The sequence below is a fragment of the Paraburkholderia youngii genome (assembly GCF_013366925.1).
GTDB lineage: Bacteria > Pseudomonadota > Gammaproteobacteria > Burkholderiales > Burkholderiaceae > Paraburkholderia > Paraburkholderia youngii.
Genome location: NZ_JAALDK010000001.1, coordinates 4,366,603 through 4,385,894, shown reverse-complemented (window position 1 = coordinate 4,385,894; position 19,292 = coordinate 4,366,603). Strand labels below are relative to the sequence as shown.

Below are 19,292 nucleotides of genomic sequence, written 5' to 3'. Positions count from 1 at the left end.
TGTTCCGCTCGCGGACCTTTTTCATTGCCATGAACGATATCTCCGCCGAATCGATGCAACCCACGCTGAGCGGCTCGTTCGTCGAGTTGCGGCCGCTGCGCGAAGACCACGCGCAGGCGCTCGTCGACGCCGCCGCCGATGGGCAATTGTGGGACATGAAGCTGACCGTCGTGCCGGGCCCGGCGACGATCGATGCCTATATCGCCAGGGCGCTCGCCGGCCGCGCTGCGGCCAAGGTGATGCCGTTCGTGATCGTGCGGCGTGACGAGGAAGACCGGAATGACGGCGCCGGCCGCATCGTCGGCAGCACGCGGTTCTGGAAGATCGATCGCGCGAACCGTAAGCTCGAAATCGGCCATACGTGGCTCGCCGCCTCGGGGCAGCGCTCGGTCGTCAACACCGAGGCGAAGTATCTGCTGCTGTGCCACGCATTCGACGTGATGCGCTGCGTGCGCGTGCAATTCACGACCGACGAGCTCAACGACAGATCGCGCGCGGCGATCCTGCGCATAGGCGCGAAACAGGAAGGCATCGTGCGGCACGAGCGGATCATGCCCGATGGGCGCAAGCGCAACTCGGTGCGCTTCAGCATCATCGACGACGAATGGCCCGCGGTGAAAGCGATGCTCGAAACGAAGCTGGCGCGCTGAGCGGCGCGCCAGCTTCCTGCCCTCTACTGACTCATTCAAACAAGTGCATCGCGCTACTCATTGAGCGGCGCGGCCTGCGTCACCGTGGCGAACTCCTCGCGCAGCGTGCCGCGCGGATGATGCCGGCGCACCCACAGCGCCGTGAGGATCGGCACCAGAATCGCGGTCACGAGGCAAGCGGTGGCGACCATCGCGGTGGCGGCCGGCACCAGCGGTTTGAAGCTCGGAATCATGTCGGCGATGATCGCCGGATTCGCGACCGCCGCCCCCGCCGTCGACGACGCCGCGAGCCCCGCCGCGCCATTGCCGCCGGCGATCCAGCGATCAGCCAGAATCAGCGGCACGCCGGTCACGACGATCACGCCGAGCCCCAGCACGATGCCCGGCAAACCGCTAGTGACGATCACGTTCAGATCGATGCCGTTGCCGAGCGCAAAGCCGAAAAACGGAATCAGCGGATGCACGCAGCGGCCGAACAGCTCGCGCAGCTCGCTATCGAAGTTGCCCAGTGCAAAGCCGATCAGAAACGGCAGCACCGCGCCGACGAACAGCCGCGGCTCGAAGAACGCCACACCCGTGGCACCCAGAATGATCATGCTGATCAGCGGCCCCGATTCGACCGACATCAGCACGAACGCGCCCGCCTCTTCCTTCGTGCCGTACTGTTGCATGACGGCCGCGTAAAGACCGCCATTGGTCATGTCCATCGAGGTCGTGATTGCGAGCAACGACAGCCCCGCGAAGAGCCCGGTCTTGATGCCGTCGATCGGAATGAAGCGCGCCGCGATCAGCGTGACGATCCATGCGACCAGCATCTTGGTGGCGAGCAGCGTGCCCGACTTGCGCAGCACGGTGCCGGTCGCGCGCAGGTCGAGCGTTGCGCCCATGCAGAAGAACCATACCGCTAGAATCGGCACGGTGCCGGTAATCAGGCCGTTGGTGAACGAGCCGAAATATTTGCCCGCGCCGGGCGCGAACGTATGCACACAGGCGCCGAGCAGTAGCGGCACCAACATCAGGCCGCCTGGAATGCGGTCGATGGCCTTCTTGATCTTCATGTCTCCTCCATGGACGGTGACGCCCCGTTATCGGATCAATGACCCGTGTTGGTGTCCCGGTCTGCGCTGGGCTCTCCCTATCGGGCGCAATATAGCATCATGAAAGGAACGTCGTTCCGCTTTATTTCTTAAACCTGACTATCGTTTACCCGGTCAGTCTCAGTAGCCCATTCCAGCCGCGATCGCTCGCCGAAAAACTTTCGGACCGATGTTCCGAAATTGCGATTCTGCGTTACAGTCTCGGCACAAGGCGGCACCGCGCCCCGCATACCGACAGGAGAACGATCAATGGATGTGAGACAGGCCGAGCCGCACGAAACCCGGCATATCGTCGTGCGCAACGAGCAGGCGGTGATCTCGCCGGGCTGGCCGGTGAGAACCAGGTGTTCGGCGACATGGACCATCTCGCGGTTCGCGAGCTGCGCTGAGCGAACATGAGCCCGACCACAATGAATACTTTCGATCTGAGCGGCAAGGTCGCCATCGTGACTGGCAGCAACACCGGCCTCGGCGCCGGCATGGCGGTCGCGCTCGCCGCGGCCGGCTGCGACATCGTCGGCGTCAGCCGCGCGGACGCGGGCACGACCGCCGCGCGCGTCGAGACGCTCGGACGTCGCTTCGCCGACGTGCGCGCCGATCTCGCGTCGACCTCATCGGTCGACGACATCGTGCGCGCCGCGGTCGAAGCATTTGGCCGCCTCGACGTGCTGGTCAACAACGCGGGCATCATCCGCCGCGAAGATGCGCTCGAGTTCGGCGAAGACGACTGGGACGCGGTGATGGACGTGAACCTGAAGAGCCTGTTCTTTCTGTCGCAGGCGGCAGCGCGTCAGTTCGTGCGGCAGCAAGGCGGCGGCAAGATCATCAACGTCGCGTCGATGCTGTCGTTCCAGGGCGGTATTCGCGTCGCGTCGTACACCGCGTCGAAAAGCGGCGTGCTCGGTCTCACCCGACTGCTCGCCAACGAATGGGCCGCGCGGGGCATCAACGTGAACGCGATCGCGCCCGGCTATATGGCGACCGCGAACACCGCCGCGTTGCGCGACGACGCGCAGCGCCAGCAGGAAATTCTCGGGCGCATTCCGGCCGGCCGCTGGGGCGTACCCGACGATCTCGCGGGGCCGGTGGTTTTTCTCGCCTCGTCGGCGTCGGACTACGTGCATGGGCATACACTGGCGGTGGATGGCGGCTGGCTCGCGCGCTAGGTTCGACACAAGCTCGCCACCAGCGCGCGCGACGCGCTATGCTCTCGCGCCGGGCGAGCATCGGCTCGATGCGACAGCGGCGCGGCTTGGCACAGACAGGGAATGATGGACATGGCGGCAACGGGAACAGACAGGAACACGGCGAGAAACATGGCGAGAAGCACTGCGCGCGACAAAGCGCTCGATAAGGCGCTGGATGCGGACAGCGGTGAGCGAGGCGAATCGGCGTCGTCGATCGGGCGCGTGTTCGCGATTCTCGGCGCGATCGGCGACACCGGGCGGATCGGCATCAGCGAGCTGTCGCAACGGCTCGGCATGTCGAAGACGACCGTGCATCGCGTGATTCAAACACTGAAGGCGCTCGGCTACGTGACTCAGGAAGTCGAAACCGAGCGCTATCGGCTGACGATCCGCCTGTTCGAGCTCGGCGCGAAAGCGCTCGAAAGCGTCGATCTGGTGCGCGAGGCCGACGTCGACATGCGCCGCATCGGCCAGATGACGCGCGAAGCGGTACACCTCGGCGCATTCGACGAGGACGCGATCATCTACATCCACAAGATCGATGCCGACTACGGGCTGCGCATGCAGTCGCGAATCGGCCGGCGCAATCCGCTGCATAGCACGGCGATCGGCAAGGTGCTGCTCGCATGGATGGACCCGGCCGATGCGCGTGACGTGCTCTCGCACATCGAATTCCGCAAGTCGACGCAGAAAACCTTGACCTGCGCCGAAGCGGTGCTGAGCATCCTGCCGCACGTACGCGAGCAGGGCTACGGCGAGGACAACGAGGAGCAGGAAGAAGGCCTGCAATGTATCGCGGTGCCGGTGTTCGACCGCTTCGGCCGCGTGATCGCCGGTCTGTCGATTTCGTTTCCGACGATGCGCTGTGGCGCCGACACGAAGCAGCATTACGTCGCGCTGCTCAAAGAAGCCGGTCTCGCGATTTCGGCGCGGCTCGGCTATCGCGAAGCGACCGCCCAGGAGCCCGCGGCCGCGCAGTAAGACAGCCAGATGACGCTACAGGTGTGGCGTCATTTCATCGTGCTCGCACGAACGCATGGCGAGCCCGATGACCAGTCTGCAACCGAATGTATCTGCGTGGCATAGATAAGGCGAAATTCCATTCGCTTCTTTTTTCACCAATCGATGCGCCGAACCTTCGCTCCGCATCCATGCATCGCCGGCGCTTGAATGCGGTTTTTTTCATAGCCTCTTCAAGGGTTTGCCCGCACGCCTGACTATCGCCCGGCATTTCGACATCTCACCCCCGGCGCTTTCCCTCTCCGTTCATCGCACTCGCGTGAACGTATCGATGTGACCTCCAATCGACACGTCCTGTTACACACAAACACATCGGTAATCGCGCCGCTCAGTAGAGTTCGGTTCAAACGAAAGCGGTTTAGATGAAACGCTTCGCACGACAGGCACTCGCATCACAGATTTCAGGGAGCAACATCATGAAAAAAATTCTCGCATTGGTCATTCTTGCCGCCACGCTCGGCGGCGCGTTGAGCGGCTGCATCGTCGTCCCTGGCGGCGATCATCCGCATCACGACCACTACTACGAACGCTATTGATCGGGCCATCACGCGCAGTAGGTGCGCGTCCGGCTCGCCACTCCATCACAGACATCCACACAACAGAGAACAATCATGAGTCTTTCACGCAACCGCTGGATATCGTTGAGCGTCGTCGCGGGTCTCGCGATCGGCGCATCGACGGCCGCTTTCGCGCACGTCGATGTCGGCGTGAATATCGGTGTGCCGGGCATCGCGGTCGCGCCCGCCGTGGTCGAGGCTCCGCCGCCCCCGCCGGTCTATGTGCAGCCCGCGCCCGTGTATGCGCCTCCGCCGCCCGCGGTCGTGATCGCGCCGGGCTGGTACGGCGATCGTTACTACGATGGTCGTCGCTATTGGGAGCGTCGCGAGTGGGAACGTCACCACGACGAATGGCGCGATGCACGCGGCCCGCATCGCGACTGGCACGACAACGACTGGCACGACAACGGCTGGCACGGTCACGGACATGACCATTGATGGAAGCCAGGTGGCGTCAATCGCGCCACCATGCCGCGCTTGCATTCGCGCCACCCCTTTGACAGGAGCGACGACGTGCTACGCAATGATCCGAGACGAGTAAGCGCGCAGGTCGACGGTGCGCACATCTGCGCCGAATACAGCGAGCTGACCGGCCAGCTGTGCCTGCGCCAGGACGGCACGCTGGTGCGCGAATGGTTTCCACCGCATTCGTGGATAGCGATCGCGTCGGTGGCCGGCGCGCGCCACTGGGGCACGCGGCCGACCGACGACGAATTGCTCGCGCTGCTGCACAACGAAATGGCGTTGCTGCGCGCGACCTGAGCGGTCGCGCATTGTTCGAGCGTAGCGGCACGCCCGACGCCGGACTTCACTCCATCGCTATCGCGCCAACGTTGTCATCGACCGATGCGTGATCGAGCGGCTCGCGCCGCATCATCAGCACCACCCCGCCCGCCGCGATCACGGCCGGCACCGCGAGCAGGCTAAACACCGCGCCGAACTGCCAGCCGAGCCCCATCAACGCCGCGCCGACGAACGCGCCCGCCACGCCGCCGACCCGGCCGATTCCCAGCATCCACGCCACGCCCGTCGCGCGCGCCCGGGTCGGGTAGAAACTTGCCGCGAGCGCCGACATCGACGTCACCGCGCTGGTCGCGACCGTGCCGGTCAGGAAGATCAGCGTGCCGAGCCAGACCTGATGGCCGACGCCCCGCCCGACCAGCAGCACGAGCGCACCGACGAGCACATAGGTGAACGCGATCACGCGATGGCCGGCGAAGCGATCCATCACCCAGCCGACGCACAGATTGCCGAGGATGCCGCCGAGCGGAAACAGCGACGTCATCAACGCCGCCTTTTCGCCGGAGAAGCCGGTGTCCTTGAACAGCGTCGGCAGCCAGTTGGTCAGCAGGTAGTAAATCAGCAGCCCCATGAAATAGGCGAGCCACAGCATCAGCGTGCCGAAACGGTAGCGCGCCGACAGGATGATCGCGAGCGCCCACTGCGAGCGCGAGTCGGCGCTATTGCGGCGCACGTCGACCGCGAAGAAGCGGCATCCGTCGAAGCGGTCGTGAGGCGCGATGCGTTGCAGGATTCGCGCGATCCGTTGATCGGCCCGCTTGCGCACCGCGAGGAATTGCGCCGATTCCGGCAGCAGCAAAATCAGCAGCACGCTCAGCACGATCGGGCCGATGCCGCCCGCGACCAGCACGCTCGGCCAGGCGAGATTCGGAATCAGCCATGCGGACGCGAAGCCACCGAGCGCGAGCCCGCCCGAAAAACCGCAGAACATCGCATTGACCGCGACCGCGCGAATCCGCGCGGGCGCGTACTCGGACATCAGCGTGACCGCATTGGGCATCGCCGCGCCGAGACCGAGGCCGGTGAAAAAGCGCAGCACGGTCAATGATTCGATCGACGTCGCGCGGGACGCCGCGAGACTCCACAGCCCGAAGAAGAACACCGACAGCACCAGCACCGTCTTGCGTCCGATGCGGTCCGCGAACGGGCCGGCCGCGAGCGCGCCGATGCCGAGTCCGACCAGCGCCGCGCTCATCACCGGGCCGAGCGCGCTGCGCGCGATGCCCCACTGCTGCACGAGCGACGGCGCGATAAAGCCGACCGCGGCGGTGTCGAAACCATCGGCCGCGACGACCAGAAAACACAGCACCAGAATCGTCCACTGAAACGGCGAGAAACGCTGTCCGTCGATGAAGGCCTGCACATCTACACTGCGTTCGGAGCGGCTCATGTGCGTGCTCCTTTCTGCTTGGTCATTGCTATGTCTCCTTGAGATGAAGAGATATTTTCTTGTTGTTCGAATTGCCTGGTCGCCTGCCGCGCCGTAGGCGTGCGAGCTGCCATCGACGCTTAGGACCGGGCCCGTGATATGGCTGGCCGCGTCCGACATGAGAAAGCCGTTCGCATTGGCGATTGCTTCGCGATGCGCGAGGCGTTCCATCCGCGTGCACTTCTCTGGGTCATGCCGCGCGGACGGCATTCGGCCGCGTCTTCGATGGAAAAAAGTATAGCCACGCGCTTCGGGACGAAATTGGACAAAGGCAGCGCATCGCAGGACAATTCGAACATAGGAGACCAAACTGCATGAGAAATATCCCTAACTACGATCTGTACGGAGAGTCCGCGCGGCCGCCGTGGTACGACGCGTTCAATTTCGAATGGATCGTCGAGCGCAGTCGGCCGAACGACTGGCATATCTCCGCGCACCGGCACGATGCGTTGCTGCAGATTCTCTATATCCGCAGCGGTTCGGGCTACGTGCTGATCGAGAGCGAAAAGCTCACGATCGAAGCGCCATGCCTGATCCTGCTTCCGGCGCAAACGGTGCATGGTTTCGTGTTTTCGCCGGAGATCGACGGGCTCGTGATTACCGCCGCACAGCGCGCGTTGGAGACGATTTCGAAAGCGGTGTCGCCGGGCCTCATGCTGGTGCTGCAACGGCCCGCGCTGATTCCCGTGCGGCCCGCCATCGGCGAGCGCACGTTGATGCCGTTGTTCGGTTTGCTGGAGCAGGAATTTCGGGGCAGCGCGCGCGGCCATATCGCCGCGGGCATGTCGCTGATGATTGCACTTTTTGTGCAGGTCGCGCGTCTGACCGATGCCGCGTTAAGCGCGGGTGCGACCGTCAATGACCGGCGCGCCGCGCAGATCAAACGGCTACGCGAACTGATCGCCGCGCATGTGCGCGAGCATCTGCCAATCGATTTTTACGCGGGAAAGTTGGGGGTGACCGCGGCGCAACTGGGCCGCATCTGTCGTGAGGAGCTTGGCCATTCGCCGCTGTCGCTCGTCAACGACCAGTTGATACGCGAGGCGCAACGCGACCTGGTTTACTCGGGTTCGAGTATCAAACAGATCGCGCATGCGCTCGGATTCGAAGACGCGGCCTATTTCAGCCGCTATTTCCGCAAGCAGACCGGTGTCACGCCCAAGGAGTTTCAGGCGGCCGCGCATCGGGATCTGTCGATCAATTAGCGATCCCGACGATCGCGCGGTGCTTGCAGTGGCATTTACAGATTCGCCTGCATCTGCGCGCCGGCGGCGCCTACGTAGTTCTCCGCCAGTACCGTCGCGGCCGTGCGCGACGTCGTCACGTACTCGAGCTCGGCAACCTGCAACTGCTGCTCGAACGCCGAAGCGCCTTCGATACGGTGCAGCATGCTGGTCATCCAGTACGAGAAGTGCTCGGCGCGCCAGATGCGCTTGAGCGCGGTTTCGCTATAACGGTCGAGCAGATCGGTGCGGTTTTCCTTGTAGAACGCGTCGAGCGCCTTGCTTAGCACGTTCACGTCGGCGACCGCGAGGTTCAGGCCCTTCGCGCCGGTCGGCGGCACAATATGCGCGGCGTCGCCAGCGAGGAAGAGGCGGCCGTACTGCATCGTCGTCGACACGAAGCTGCGCATACCGACGATATTCTTCTGGAAGATCTTGCCGTCGATGAGCTTATGGCCCTCGTCCGAATCGGCGCGCGCATGCAGTTCCGCCCAGATGCGATCGTCGGACCAATTGTCGACCGAGTCCTTCGGATCGCACTGGAAATACATGCGCTGCACGTTCGGCGAGCGCGTGCTGATCAGCGCGAAGCCGCGCTCGTGGCGTGCGTAGATCAGTTCGTCCGACGACGGCGGGCCTTCGCACAGAATGCCGAACCAGCCAAACGGATAGACTCGCTCGAAATCCTTGCGCAGCGCCTGCGGAATAGCCTGGCGCGACACGCCTTGCGAGCCGTCGCAGCCGATCACGAAGTCGCATTGCAGTTCGTGCTCCGCGCCTTCGTGGCGATAGCGGATCGACGGCTTATCGGTATCGATGCCGTGCACCGACGTATCCGACACGCCGAAACGCAGTTCGGCGCCCGCGGCGACACGCGCCGCGACGAGATCCTTGATCACTTCATGCTGGGCATAAACCGTGATCGCCTGACCGGTGAGATCGGTGAGATCGATGCGGCGGCGCTTGCCGTCGAACGCGAGTTCGAAACCGTGATGCAGCGCGCCTTCGGCTTTCATGCGTTCGCCGACGCCGGTTTGCGTCAGCAGGTCCATCGTGCCCTGCTCGAGCACGCCGGCGCGGATCGTCGATTCGATCTGATCGCGGGTGCGCGTTTCGAGCACGACGGAGTCGATACCGCGCAGATGAAGCAGATGGGAAAGAAACAGGCCGGCAGGCCCTGCACCGATGATGCCAACTTGGGTGCGCATAGATGTCTCCTGAATGCGGTGATGAAATTTGCGCTCAGTGTGACGATCGTGACACCTATCCCGCAACGCGATATGGCGGATAGGCCGTATCGCGCTGCGCGATAGAAGGTGTGAGGCAGGAGCCGGTGCAGTGTCGCTGTATCGGCCGTAAACGCAAGAGTGGCGGGGCTTTCCGGCGATTTGGACGACACCCGGCTCGTTCTGCCGGCGTGGCGTCCACTCAGGTAAACCCCGATCCGCTAAACGAGCTTCGACTAGCCGAGAAACAGTCGGTAGACAGGATTTTTCGTTTCTTCCCAGCACGGATAGCCGAGCGTTTCGATGAAGCGCTCGAATGCCGCGTGGTCGCTTTCGGGCACCTGAATGCCGACCAGAATCGAACTGTAGTCCGCGCCCTGGTTGCGATAGTGGAACAGGCTGATGTTCCAGTTCGGCGCCATCGACGACAGGAATTTCATCAGCGCGCCCGGACGCTCGGGAAACTCGAAGCGGAACAGTCGCTCGTCGCGCGCGAGCGGCGAGCGGCCGCCGACCATGTAGCGGATGTGCTGCTTCGACAGTTCGTCGAAGGTCAGATCGACGGTCGCGAAGCCGTGCGCTTCGAAGGCGCCGGCGATCTGCGCCGGTTCGCTGCGGTTGCGGATCTGCACGCCGACGAAGATATGCGCCGAGTTCGCGTCGGCGATCCGGTAGTTGAATTCGGTGACGCTGCGCGTGCCGACCAGCTCGCAGAAGCGCCTGAAGCTGCCGCGCTCTTCGGGGATCGTCACCGCGAAAACCGCTTCGCGGGCTTCGCCCACTTCGGCGCGTTCGGCGACGAAGCGCATGCGGTCGAAGTTCATGTTCGCGCCCGACGTGATCGCGATCAGCGTCTGGTTCTCGATGCCTTCCCGTTCGGCGTACTGCTTCGCGCCCGCCACCGCGAGCGAGCCCGCCGGTTCGAGCACGCTGCGCGTGTCCTGGAACACGTCCTTGATCGCGGCGCACAGCGCATCGGTGTTCACGAGCAGCACTTCGTCGAGATATTCGCTGCACAGGCGGAAGGTTTCCTCGCCGACGAGCTTCACCGCGGTGCCGTCGGAGAACAGGCCCACTTCGTTCAGCGTCACGCGCTCGCCCGCCTTCAGCGACGCGGCCATCGCGCACGAATCATCGGTCTGCACGCCGATCACCTTGATCTCCGGGCGCACCGATTTCACGTATGCGGCGACACCGGCCGCGAGACCGCCGCCGCCGATCGGCACGAAGATCGCGTGAATCGGCCCCTGGTGCTGGCTGAGGATTTCCATCGCCACCGTGCCCTGGCCGGCGATCACGTACGGATCATCGAACGGATGCACGAAGGTCAGGCCGCGCTCCTCCTGCAGCTTGACCGCGTGACCGTAGGCATCGCTATACGATTCGCCGAACTGCACGACCTCGACGGTCGGCCCGCCATGCGTGCGGATCGCGTCGACCTTGAGCTGCGGGGTCGTCACCGGCACGACGATGATCGCCTTCACGCCCATGCGTGCGGCCGACAACGCCACGCCCTGCGCATGATTGCCCGCCGACGCGGTGATCACGCCGCGACTGAGCGCTTCGGCCGGAATATGCGCCATCTTGTTGTACGCGCCGCGCAGCTTGAACGAGAACACCGGCTGGTTGTCCTCGCGCTTCAGATAAACCGGATTGCGCAGCCGTGCCGACAGGTTCGGCGCGCGTTCGAGCTCGGTCTCGCGCGCCACGTCGTAGACGCGCGCGGTCAGGGTCTTTTTCAGGTAGTCGTGAGACGGCGCGACGCGCCCGGCCGCTGCGGCGGCCTGTTCGAGTTCGGTTAACAGCACGGCAAGCTCCTGGGTGGCAACGTTCGATGCAACAACGAATCAACCGCGATCGACATCCATCGATGGCAATCGCAGCATGTTCGCCAGGAGGCAGGTAGAGAATGGACCTGAAAGCGGACATAAAAAAACCCGCCTCGTTTGGCGGGTTATGTGTCACTGCAAGTCGACGCGCGCTAACCCACCATTCGATGAATGATGCTAATAATCAGCGCAATACGGATGTCGAGGCAGTTCATGCCGACGATCTTCGTCGACTTGGCAGGCTTTGTCAATCTCCGCGGACCACGGTTCTGGCCAGAACGGAGTAGCAAAAAAACGGGGCGCGCCGTCAAGCGCGCCCCGCTGATACAGCCAACGCCGCAATCAATCGCGCACGCCGCTCTGCTTCTTGAATGCCGCGAGAATGCGTCGCTCCAGCGCGTTGTAATCGCGGCCGAAGTGATGGTCGCCGGAGGTGCGGATGACTTCTACACCGCTCTTGTCGAGCGCCGGACACAGCGTGTCGGTCTCGCTCTCGCCATAAAAGCATAGAACGATTGACGGCGGCACATGCGTCAACTCGGGCCGCACGTTCAGCGCCTTGTCACTCGCGGGCATGCCGAGCCAGCCGCCGACGCGGATCTGGAAGTCGGCGTCGGGCGCGAAGCCGAGCAGCGACATCAGCGACACCTTGTCGCGCTGCGCCTGCGGCAGACGGTTATACGCGAACGGCATCACATCGGCGCCGAACGAGTAGCCGATCAGCGCAACGTGCTGCGCGTGCCAGCGCTCGCCATAGGTTTGCATCACGCGCGCGAGATCGCGGCTCGTTTGCGCGGGCGGCTTCTCGCTCCAGAAATAGCGCAGGCTGTCCCAGCCGACCACCGACACGCCATCTTTCTGCAAGGCCTGCGCGATCGTCTTGTCGAGATCGCGCCAGCCGCCATCGCCGGAAATCACGATCGCCATCAGGCCGTTCGGATGCGCGGCCGGCAACTCGATCAGCGGCAGGTCGGAGACGTCGTCGGCACTCGTCGAGACCGGCTGCAGATGCGGCGTCAGCAAAGCGACCAGACGCGCGCGATCGGCGTTGCCCGTGCTCGCCTTTTCGACGAAGCCCGGCACCTTGTCGCGGATCACGGTCGGGTCGGGCGGACACGGTTCGAAGCGCGCGTCGAGCGTGCGGTCGGCGTCGACCGACACCGCGCCCGCGATCGTATTGGACGGCGCCTGCTCGAGCACGTGCATCGCCAGCGTTGCGCCCTGCCCCGTACCCGCGACGATCGGCGCGAAGTAGCGGCTCGACTGCGATTGTCGTTCGAGCTGATGGCTAAGCGCCTCGGCATCGCCCACCAGTTGATGGCAGGTTTCCTTTTTCGCGGCAAGGTTGGCCTCGTAGCGCGCGGTATCGACGCCGACCGTCATTGCGCCCGCTTTCGCGAGCGCATCGGCGCTCTGCTGATCGGCCGCGCTCCAGCCGCTCGCCTGCGAATACAGTACGACGAAGCCGCGCAGCGGCCCCTCGGGCTGCGTGACGCGCACGTCGCCATAGCGGCCGCCCGGTACGGTGGTGGTGGCCGCGTGCGCGAGCGCGCCGCAACTCAGAACGCTCGCCGCGACGGCGAGCCGGAACAACGGATGCAATGTCATGAACGCCGGCCTCCTGCCAGCAGCGACAGGTCCGCGAGCGTGAAGAACACGCCCGAACCGGATGCCGCGAGATAACGCGGCTCCCAGCGCGGCTGGAACTTGCTCTTGAAAGCACGCAGTCCGCGGAAGTTATAAAAGCGGCCGCCGAAGCGCCACACGATGCCGGCCAGCCGATGCCAGCGCGACGCGAGCGGAGTCGGCTGCACGCCGGAGAGCGGCGCAATGCCGAGACTGAGCGAGCGGAAGCCCGCCTGCTTCAGATGCAGCGCGAGTTGCGTGAACAGATATTCCATCGCGTACGGCGACGCGCTTTCGACGTGACGCATCACGCCGACGGTCGCCTCGGTATTCATATCGGTCGTCATGAAGGTGACGAACGCGACCGGTTCGCCGTTCTGGCGCACCAGCATCACCGACTGCGCGGCGAGGTACTCGTCGTGGAAAGCGGCGACCGAGAAACTCTTCTCGCGCGCATCGTGGCTGCCGAGCCAGCCATCGGAAATGCCGCGCAGCGTTTCGAGCGACGCCGGCACACGCGCCTGATCGATCACTTCGACGCTAAAGCCGTCGCGCTCGCCGCGCTTCAACGCATAGCGCAGATGCGCGCGGTGCGAGCCCTTCAGATCGAAGTCGTCGAGCACGACGTGCGCTTCCTCGCCGAGCTTCATCAGCGTGAGGCCGGCGTCGAGATACAGCGGGAGCGCATTCGCGCGCACCTGGTAGAACGCGGCGCGACCGCCGTGCGCATGCGCGAGCGCGACGAACTTTTTGATGAGACCCGCCCACTCTTCGCGCGGCCCCACCGGATCGTGCAACGCGGCCCACGTGCGGCCGTATTTCGCGTACATCAGGAACGCCTCGCGCGATTCCGAAAACAGGAAGCTCTTGTCGCCCATCAATGCGAGACCGGCATCGCTGCGTTCCTGCGCGCGCACGATGCGCGCGGCGTCGAGCAGATCTTCGGGCGCCGGCTTCACGAAGCGGCCCGGCGCCGGACGCAGCAATTGCCAGAACGAAAAGGTCGCGGCGAACACGCTGGCGGCGAGCGTCGCGCGCAGCGCGCGCGGCGCGCGCTCGTCGAACGCGAATTGCCACCACAGGTCGCGCGTGTACGGCACGTCACGGAAAGCGAACAGCATGACCCACGTCGCGAACATCAGCACCATCGCGATCGACACGAGCCAGCCGGCCGTGAAACGCTCGGCGAACAGCGACGAATGACGGTTGAAGCGCTTGCGCGTCGCGAGCAGCAGCACGATCAGCATGCCGAGCACACCAGCTTCGACGAATGCGAGACCCTTGGTCAGCGACAGCGCAAGGCTCAGCAATGCGAGCGCGAGCGTCATCCACCATGCCGCATCGAGCCGCCGCAGTAGCCCACGCGCGACGAACAACAGCAGCACGCCGAGCACGCTGCACAGCATCGCCGAGCTTTCGAGCACCCACAGCGGTACCACGTCGCGCAGCACATGAATGCGCTGCCAGAACGCCGGCGTCGCGCTCGAGATGACCAGCATGCCGCCGACCACGAACGTAACGAGGCTCAGAAACAGCGGCGCGAGTTCCGACACGCGCTGCGCCTGCAGCATCGACAGACGGTTCTTCAGCGCGCGCCCCTCGAAGCCCGCGAGCAGCGCCGCGGAGACGATCAGCGGCACGCCGAAATAGATCGCGCGATACGCGAGCAGCGCGGCGACCATCTGATGCATCGGCACGCTGCCGCTCAGCGTGAACACCATCGCCGCCTCGAACACGCCGACCCCGCCAGGCGTATGGCCGATCAGGCCGAGCAGCATGGCGGCCGCGTAGACGGTGATGAAGCCGATGAAGCTCACGTTCGCATGCGGCAGCAACGCCCACAGCGCGAGACCTGCGGCGACCACGTCGAGCACCGCCAGCGCGATCTGCGCGAGCAGATCACGGCGCGCGGGAATATCGAACGAGAGCCACTGCCAGCGCGTGCGAATCGGCCGCGTTTCGCGGCGGCACGCGGCGGCGGCGAGCGCCAGCGCGATCAGGAGCGCAGCGCCGCTCCAGCGCAGCGCGACCGGCGACAGATGCAGCATCGGCGCGAGCTGTGCGGCCATGCCGAGCATGCCCAGCGCGGTCATCAATACCAGGGCGAGTGCGAGCGACACGCTCGTGAACACGGTCATGCGGCCGATCTGCGCGGGCGTGATGTTCGCGACGCCGTACACGCGCGCGCGCACCGCTCCGCCCGTCAGCGCGCCGAAACCGGTCGCATTGCCGAGCGCCGAGCCGGCCGTCGCGCCGACCCACAGCGCCGCGCGCGGCACGCTCGCGCCGAGATAGCGCAGGCCGACCGCGTCGCGCCCGACCAGCGCGACGTAGCTAAGCGCGGTCGCGCCGAGCGCGCCGATCCACTCGCGCGGCGACAGCTCGCGCAGTTCGCGCATCACCGAACGGTAATTCACCGCCTCCGACAGATGCTGCAGCACGACCAGCAGCAGCCCGCAAATAACGAGCGCGAGCACGGGCGACAGGAGTCCCCGGCTGCCAAGCACTTTCGCTGCACGGCCGAGCAGCGCGCGCAGGCGCTCGAAGCTGTGTTGAAGTCGGTGGAACATGGTCAATGCGGGCCTTGCGAGAGCGGTCGCGGCGACGGGTGCGTCACGCGCGGTATCGCCTGTGGCGGCGATTACAAAGTGATAACGGCAAAACGTGCAAAAGGTTGACAGCAATAGCAATTTTGCTGTCGATTCGCCTACGCGTCGCGCGTCAAAAGCGCGCGCGAGCGATATCTGGAAGGGAAACGGCGATGGCGGGCCAGAACTGGCCCGATGGGAGGGCTACTCTTTGGGGACTGATGTCGACGGCGCGGATGACGCGCTGAACGCGCCCTGCCTGGCGGGGCCAAAAAGCACAATGCCCGCTACACGAGCGGGCATCGACACGGTTGGCGGGTCTTGCGCGGCCCGCGCGCGCAATACGCGCTTATTGCGGGCGACGATACGCTTCGGCGATCACCGCGCAGTTCTGCAGATGCAGGTTCAGCGCATGCAGCGCCAGCGCGCGCAGCTTGCCGAAGAACGTGGTGGCGGCGGGGGTGGAACGGACGACAGTCGATGCGGTGTTCATGGCGGCTCCTAACTAAGGGTTTATACCTAAGCGATAACCCGATTATAGCCATCTCGTGCCGCAGCGCAACAAAAATCAATATTTATTGGCGGTGTCGCACCGCCGCCGTCGCGTGTCGGATACAAAAAATGTAAAGGGTCGGCATCGGCCCAGCAGGTATTAACAATCCGCACCGTACAGGTGCAATAATGCCCCCTTTGCCTGCGACGCTTCGCCGCAGCCTCGCCGCCATGACCGTCGCCCAGTCTCAGAAAGCTCTGATTGCGCCCCTTATCGTCGCGTGCGCGATGTTCATGGAAAGCGTCGACGCCAACGTGATCGTCACCGCGCTGCCGGCCATGGCGCGCGATTTCGCCCGCGACCCGGTCACGCTGAAAATCGCGGTCACGAGCTACGTGCTCGGGCTCGGCGTGTTCATCCCGGTCTGCGGCTGGCTCGCCGACAAGTTCGGCGCCCGCACCGTGTTCCGCACGGCGATCGGCATCTTCGTCACGGGCTCGCTGTTGTGCGCGGCGTCGAACTCGCTTGCCACTTTCACGGTTGCGCGTTTCATTCAGGGCGTCGGCGGCGCGATGATGGTGCCGGTCGGGCGGATCATCATCTTTCGCGTGGTGGAAAAAGCCGACTTCATCCGCGCGATGAACTATCTGAGCGTGCCCGCGATGCTCGGCCCCGCTGCGGGTCCGCTGCTCGGCGGCTTCATCACCACGTATCTGCACTGGCGTCTGATCTTCTTCATCAACGTGCCGATCGGCATTCTCGGCATTTATCTGACCAATCGCTATATCGCCAATACGCGCGAACCGGACCCCGGCCCGCTCGACTGGATCGGCTTCCTGCTGTCGGCGGCGGGCGCGGTGCTGCTGCTGCTCGGTTTGTCGCTGGTCGGCGGCGAACTGATTTCCAATACCGACGCGTTCGGCATGTGCGCGCTCGGCGCGACGCTGCTCGCGATCTACGTCGTGTACGCGCAGCGCGTCGCGCTGCCGCTGCTCGACTTGCGCTTTTTCAAGGCGCCGACTTTCCAGGCGAGCGTGCTCGGCGGCTCGCTGTTTCGCATCGGTCTCGGCGCGCTGCCGTTCCTTCTGCCGCTGCTGCTGCAGGAAGGCCACGGCATGAGCGCGTTCCAATCGGGGCTGATCACCTGCGCGTCCGCGTTCGGCGGCATGTTCATGCGCACGATCGCCTCCACCGTGCTGCGCCGCTTCGGCTTTCGCCAGGTGCTCGTGTTCAACGCGGCGCTGTCGGGCATTTCGATCGCCGCGTGCGGACTCTTTTTCCCGCACACGCCGACGTGGATCATCTGGGTCGTTGTGCTGCTCGGCGGCTTCTTCCCTGCATTGCAATTCACCAGCCTCAATTCGCTGACCTACGCGGAGATTGCGAGCCGCGACGTCGGCCGCGCGACGAGTCTCGGCAGCGTCGTGCAGCAGATGTCGCTCGGTCTCGGCGTGACGGTCGGCGGGATCGTGCTGCAGATTTCGCGCGCGCTGCATGGACATCCGAGCATCACGTGGTCGGATTTCTGGCCCGCGTTTCTGGTGGTCGGGCTGTGCTCGTTCGCGTCGATTCCGGTCACGCTGCGCTTGCCGCGCGGCGCGGGCTCGGAGATTTCGCGAGGCGGGCGCGGCTGAGCCGCGCGTCGAGCCCTTACGGCCCGCCCGCACAAACGCGCCCCGCCCTTCCCGCGTTCAGGCGCTCACTCGCGCTTGCGTATCACGCTCACCTCGCCATTGCGTTCGAGGATCGCGGCGGCCACGTTGTCCATCGAGCGCGAGCCGGTTTTCTGCCGCACGCTTTCCTCGATGTCGGTGCGCGTGATGAGCGCCGCGTGCATTTCGTTCGCGTGGAACTTGCCGTCGCTGAACACCTCGCGCTCGACGCCGCACACCAGCAGCTCGAAGCGGCGCGAACGTATGAACGCCCACGCGAGCACCCGGTGACATACGACGATCACCAGCGACGCGACCACGGTCGCGATGAACGGCGACGCCCCGACAATCGCGCGGCTCAGCATCGCGCCGAGCAGAATCACGACGACCAGATCGAACGGCGTGCGCTGACCGAACGAGCGCCGCCCCGATACGCGAATCAGCACGATCGCGATCACGAACACGACGATCGAGCGCAGCCCCATCTGCAACGGGTCGAGTTCCCTGCCCTGGCCGAATAGAACGAAAAACGCGTCCATCATGTTCGTCCTCCCCGCGGCGTATTGCTGTGCCAATGCTCCGGTATCCGGATGGTTGCGAGCGAGACCAGCTCGCGGCGCAGCGCCGTCGCTCAGGCCAGCGCGCCATCCGTCGCCCATGCAATGAGCGTGTCGCCGAAACCGCCGCGCGCGCGGGCCGCGGTACGCGCGCTCGTCGTCACGCGCGGCGCGGCGCTCCACGCGATGCGCGCGCCCGTCGCGATCAGGCGATCGACGAGCGCAACGTCCTCGCTGCACTTGAGCGGCGGAAAGCCGCCCGCGCGCCGATAGGCTTGCGCGGATACGCCGAGATTCGCGCCGTGCACGTGACGATGTCCGTCGGCGTCGACATAGGTCTTGCGAAAATATTCGCGCACGCTGTGCGGATGCGCGCTCCAGTCGTCGACGGCGATCGAGCCGCACACCGCATCGGCGCCCAGCGCCAATTGCGCAGCGAGCCAATCCGGCGACACGCGGCTGTCGGCATCGGTAAACGCGAGCCAGCGCGCGCCGAGCGCGAGCAGCAGCGACGCGCCCAGCGCCCTTGCGATCCCGACGTTGCGCGCCTTCAGCGTCAGCGTCTGCACGCCGTAAGCGCGCGCGATCGCTCCGCTGAAATCGCTGCACGCGTCGAGCGCGACGACGATCCGCACCTCTTCGCCGGCGAGCGCTTCATGTCGCGACGCTTCGAGCAAGGCCGCGAGGCACCCCGCGATCAACGCCTCTTCGTTATGCGCCGGGACGATCACGCCAATCATAGAAGCCCCTCTCGCTGCGCGACCGAACGTGCGTCGCGCGACCACACGTCGATCAGCAAGTCGGCTTCGTCGTGATGCGCGAGACGTGCGAGGCCGCAGCGCGCATCGAATAGAGCGTGCGCGCGGTCGGCCGATTCGCGCGCTTCGGCGAACGGCCGGCGCCAATGGCAGGCGAGCAGCGTGCCATCGGTCGTCAGCGAACCAGCGATGCGCGCGGCCAGCGTTTCGAGCTCGGCCGCGTCGAGGTAGTACGCAAACTCGCTGATCACGATCAGATCGAACGGCCCGTGCTCCGTTGGCCATTCGCACGGCACGCTGCGCTGTTGGATCCGCACGTTCGATGCGCCCGCGACGCGTTCGCGCGCGAGCTCGACGGCGCGCGGATGCAGATCGGCAGCGAGCAGTGCGTCGCAGCGCGTCGCGAGCCCGGCCGTCAACTCGCCGTTCGCGCAGCCCGGTTCGAAGCCGTTGCGATAGCGCTGCCGCGGCAGCAGCGCGAGCGTCAGCGAACGCTTGCGGCGTTCGTACCAGCCTTCGCGCAAACGCCACGGATCGTCGCTGCGTCGGTAAAGTTCATCGAAGTACGGCATCGGCGAGCTCATCGCAGCGATCCTCCG

General features: G+C 65.0%; 17 protein-coding genes and 1 pseudogene. 8 read left to right on the top strand and 10 right to left on the bottom strand.

Annotation, left to right across the window (positions count from 1 at the left end; genetic code table 11):
• Positions 1 to 29 precede the first annotated feature (29 nt).
• Positions 30 to 650 carry a GNAT family N-acetyltransferase gene (locus G5S42_RS20135; protein WP_176108400.1) on the top strand — a complete coding sequence of 207 codons (621 nt, stop codon included), beginning with the start codon at positions 30 to 32 and terminating at the stop codon, positions 648 to 650.
• Between the two features lie 53 nt (positions 651 to 703).
• On the opposite strand, the gene kdgT is transcribed toward G5S42_RS20135, so the two are convergent.
• Positions 704 to 1,708, bottom strand: a complete 1,005-nt coding sequence (gene kdgT / locus G5S42_RS20130; RefSeq protein ID WP_176108399.1) for a 2-keto-3-deoxygluconate transporter — start codon at positions 1,706 to 1,708, stop codon at positions 704 to 706.
• A 306-nt stretch (positions 1,709 to 2,014) separates the two neighbouring features.
• Here kdgT and G5S42_RS20125 point away from each other — a divergent pair.
• From G5S42_RS20125 to G5S42_RS20105, 5 genes and pseudogenes are all read left to right on the top strand, one after another.
• Positions 2,015 to 2,136, top strand: a pseudogene (locus G5S42_RS20125) (5-dehydro-4-deoxy-D-glucuronate isomerase); the annotation flags it as partial.
• Positions 2,137 to 2,142: 6 nt separating this feature from the next.
• Complete coding sequence (gene kduD / locus G5S42_RS20120) at positions 2,143 to 2,913, top strand: 2-dehydro-3-deoxy-D-gluconate 5-dehydrogenase KduD (RefSeq protein ID WP_176108398.1); 771 nt, start codon at positions 2,143 to 2,145, stop codon at positions 2,911 to 2,913.
• Between the two features lie 150 nt (positions 2,914 to 3,063).
• A complete protein-coding gene (gene kdgR / locus G5S42_RS20115; RefSeq protein ID WP_246392039.1) occupies positions 3,064 to 3,915 on the top strand; it encodes a DNA-binding transcriptional regulator KdgR in 852 nt (283 codons plus the stop codon).
• A 650-nt stretch (positions 3,916 to 4,565) separates the two neighbouring features.
• Positions 4,566 to 4,949: a hypothetical protein gene (locus tag G5S42_RS20110; protein WP_176108396.1), complete on the top strand. Its 384-nt coding sequence runs from the start codon at positions 4,566 to 4,568 to the stop codon at positions 4,947 to 4,949.
• A 75-nt stretch (positions 4,950 to 5,024) separates the two neighbouring features.
• Positions 5,025 to 5,273: a hypothetical protein gene (locus G5S42_RS20105; protein ID WP_026228520.1), complete on the top strand. Its 249-nt coding sequence runs from the start codon at positions 5,025 to 5,027 to the stop codon at positions 5,271 to 5,273.
• Positions 5,274 to 5,319: 46 nt separating this feature from the next.
• Here G5S42_RS20105 and G5S42_RS20100 read toward each other — a convergent pair whose 3' ends face one another.
• Positions 5,320 to 6,702, bottom strand: coding sequence for an MFS transporter (locus G5S42_RS20100; RefSeq protein ID WP_176108395.1), 1,383 nt, complete (start codon positions 6,700 to 6,702; stop codon positions 5,320 to 5,322).
• Between the two features lie 353 nt (positions 6,703 to 7,055).
• Here G5S42_RS20100 and G5S42_RS20095 point away from each other — a divergent pair, with 353 nt between their 5' ends.
• On the top strand, positions 7,056 to 7,946 hold the full coding sequence (locus G5S42_RS20095; RefSeq protein WP_176108394.1) for a helix-turn-helix domain-containing protein: 891 nt from the start codon (positions 7,056 to 7,058) through the stop codon (positions 7,944 to 7,946).
• Positions 7,947 to 7,981: 35 nt separating this feature from the next.
• On the opposite strand, the gene G5S42_RS20090 is transcribed toward G5S42_RS20095, so the two are convergent.
• From G5S42_RS20090 to G5S42_RS20070, 5 genes are all read right to left on the bottom strand, one after another.
• Positions 7,982 to 9,172, bottom strand: coding sequence for a 4-hydroxybenzoate 3-monooxygenase (locus G5S42_RS20090; protein WP_176108393.1), 1,191 nt, complete (start codon positions 9,170 to 9,172; stop codon positions 7,982 to 7,984).
• A 254-nt stretch (positions 9,173 to 9,426) separates the two neighbouring features.
• On the bottom strand, positions 9,427 to 10,998 hold the full coding sequence (gene ilvA / locus G5S42_RS20085) for a threonine ammonia-lyase, biosynthetic (protein ID WP_176108392.1): 1,572 nt from the start codon (positions 10,996 to 10,998) through the stop codon (positions 9,427 to 9,429).
• Positions 10,999 to 11,361: 363 nt separating this feature from the next.
• Positions 11,362 to 12,627, bottom strand: a complete 1,266-nt coding sequence (locus G5S42_RS20080) for a virulence factor family protein (RefSeq protein WP_176108391.1) — start codon at positions 12,625 to 12,627, stop codon at positions 11,362 to 11,364.
• Complete coding sequence (mprF, locus tag G5S42_RS20075; RefSeq protein WP_176108390.1) at positions 12,624 to 15,215, bottom strand: bifunctional lysylphosphatidylglycerol flippase/synthetase MprF; 2,592 nt, start codon at positions 15,213 to 15,215, stop codon at positions 12,624 to 12,626. Before mprF ends, G5S42_RS20080 begins: the two co-directional genes overlap by 4 nt.
• A gap of 367 nt (positions 15,216 to 15,582) precedes the next feature.
• On the bottom strand, positions 15,583 to 15,726 hold the full coding sequence (locus G5S42_RS20070; RefSeq protein WP_013089588.1) for a hypothetical protein: 144 nt from the start codon (positions 15,724 to 15,726) through the stop codon (positions 15,583 to 15,585).
• 230 nt (positions 15,727 to 15,956) lie between these two features.
• Between G5S42_RS20070 and G5S42_RS20065 the strand changes: the two genes are divergently transcribed.
• On the top strand, positions 15,957 to 17,360 hold the full coding sequence (locus tag G5S42_RS20065; RefSeq protein WP_176108389.1) for an MFS transporter: 1,404 nt from the start codon (positions 15,957 to 15,959) through the stop codon (positions 17,358 to 17,360).
• A 65-nt stretch (positions 17,361 to 17,425) separates the two neighbouring features.
• Here G5S42_RS20065 and G5S42_RS20060 read toward each other — a convergent pair whose 3' ends face one another.
• The 3 genes from G5S42_RS20060 to G5S42_RS20050 form a co-directional block, all read right to left on the bottom strand.
• On the bottom strand, positions 17,426 to 17,920 hold the full coding sequence (locus tag G5S42_RS20060; protein WP_176108388.1) for a DUF421 domain-containing protein: 495 nt from the start codon (positions 17,918 to 17,920) through the stop codon (positions 17,426 to 17,428).
• Between the two features lie 89 nt (positions 17,921 to 18,009).
• Entirely contained in the window at positions 18,010 to 18,675 is a 666-nt protein-coding gene (locus G5S42_RS20055) for a glycosyltransferase family 2 protein (protein WP_176108387.1), read from the bottom strand.
• On the bottom strand, positions 18,672 to 19,277 hold the full coding sequence (locus tag G5S42_RS20050; protein ID WP_176108386.1) for an SAM-dependent methyltransferase: 606 nt from the start codon (positions 19,275 to 19,277) through the stop codon (positions 18,672 to 18,674). The genes G5S42_RS20055 and G5S42_RS20050 overlap by 4 nt, the downstream gene beginning before the upstream one ends.
• Positions 19,278 to 19,292: the final 15 nt, after the last annotated feature.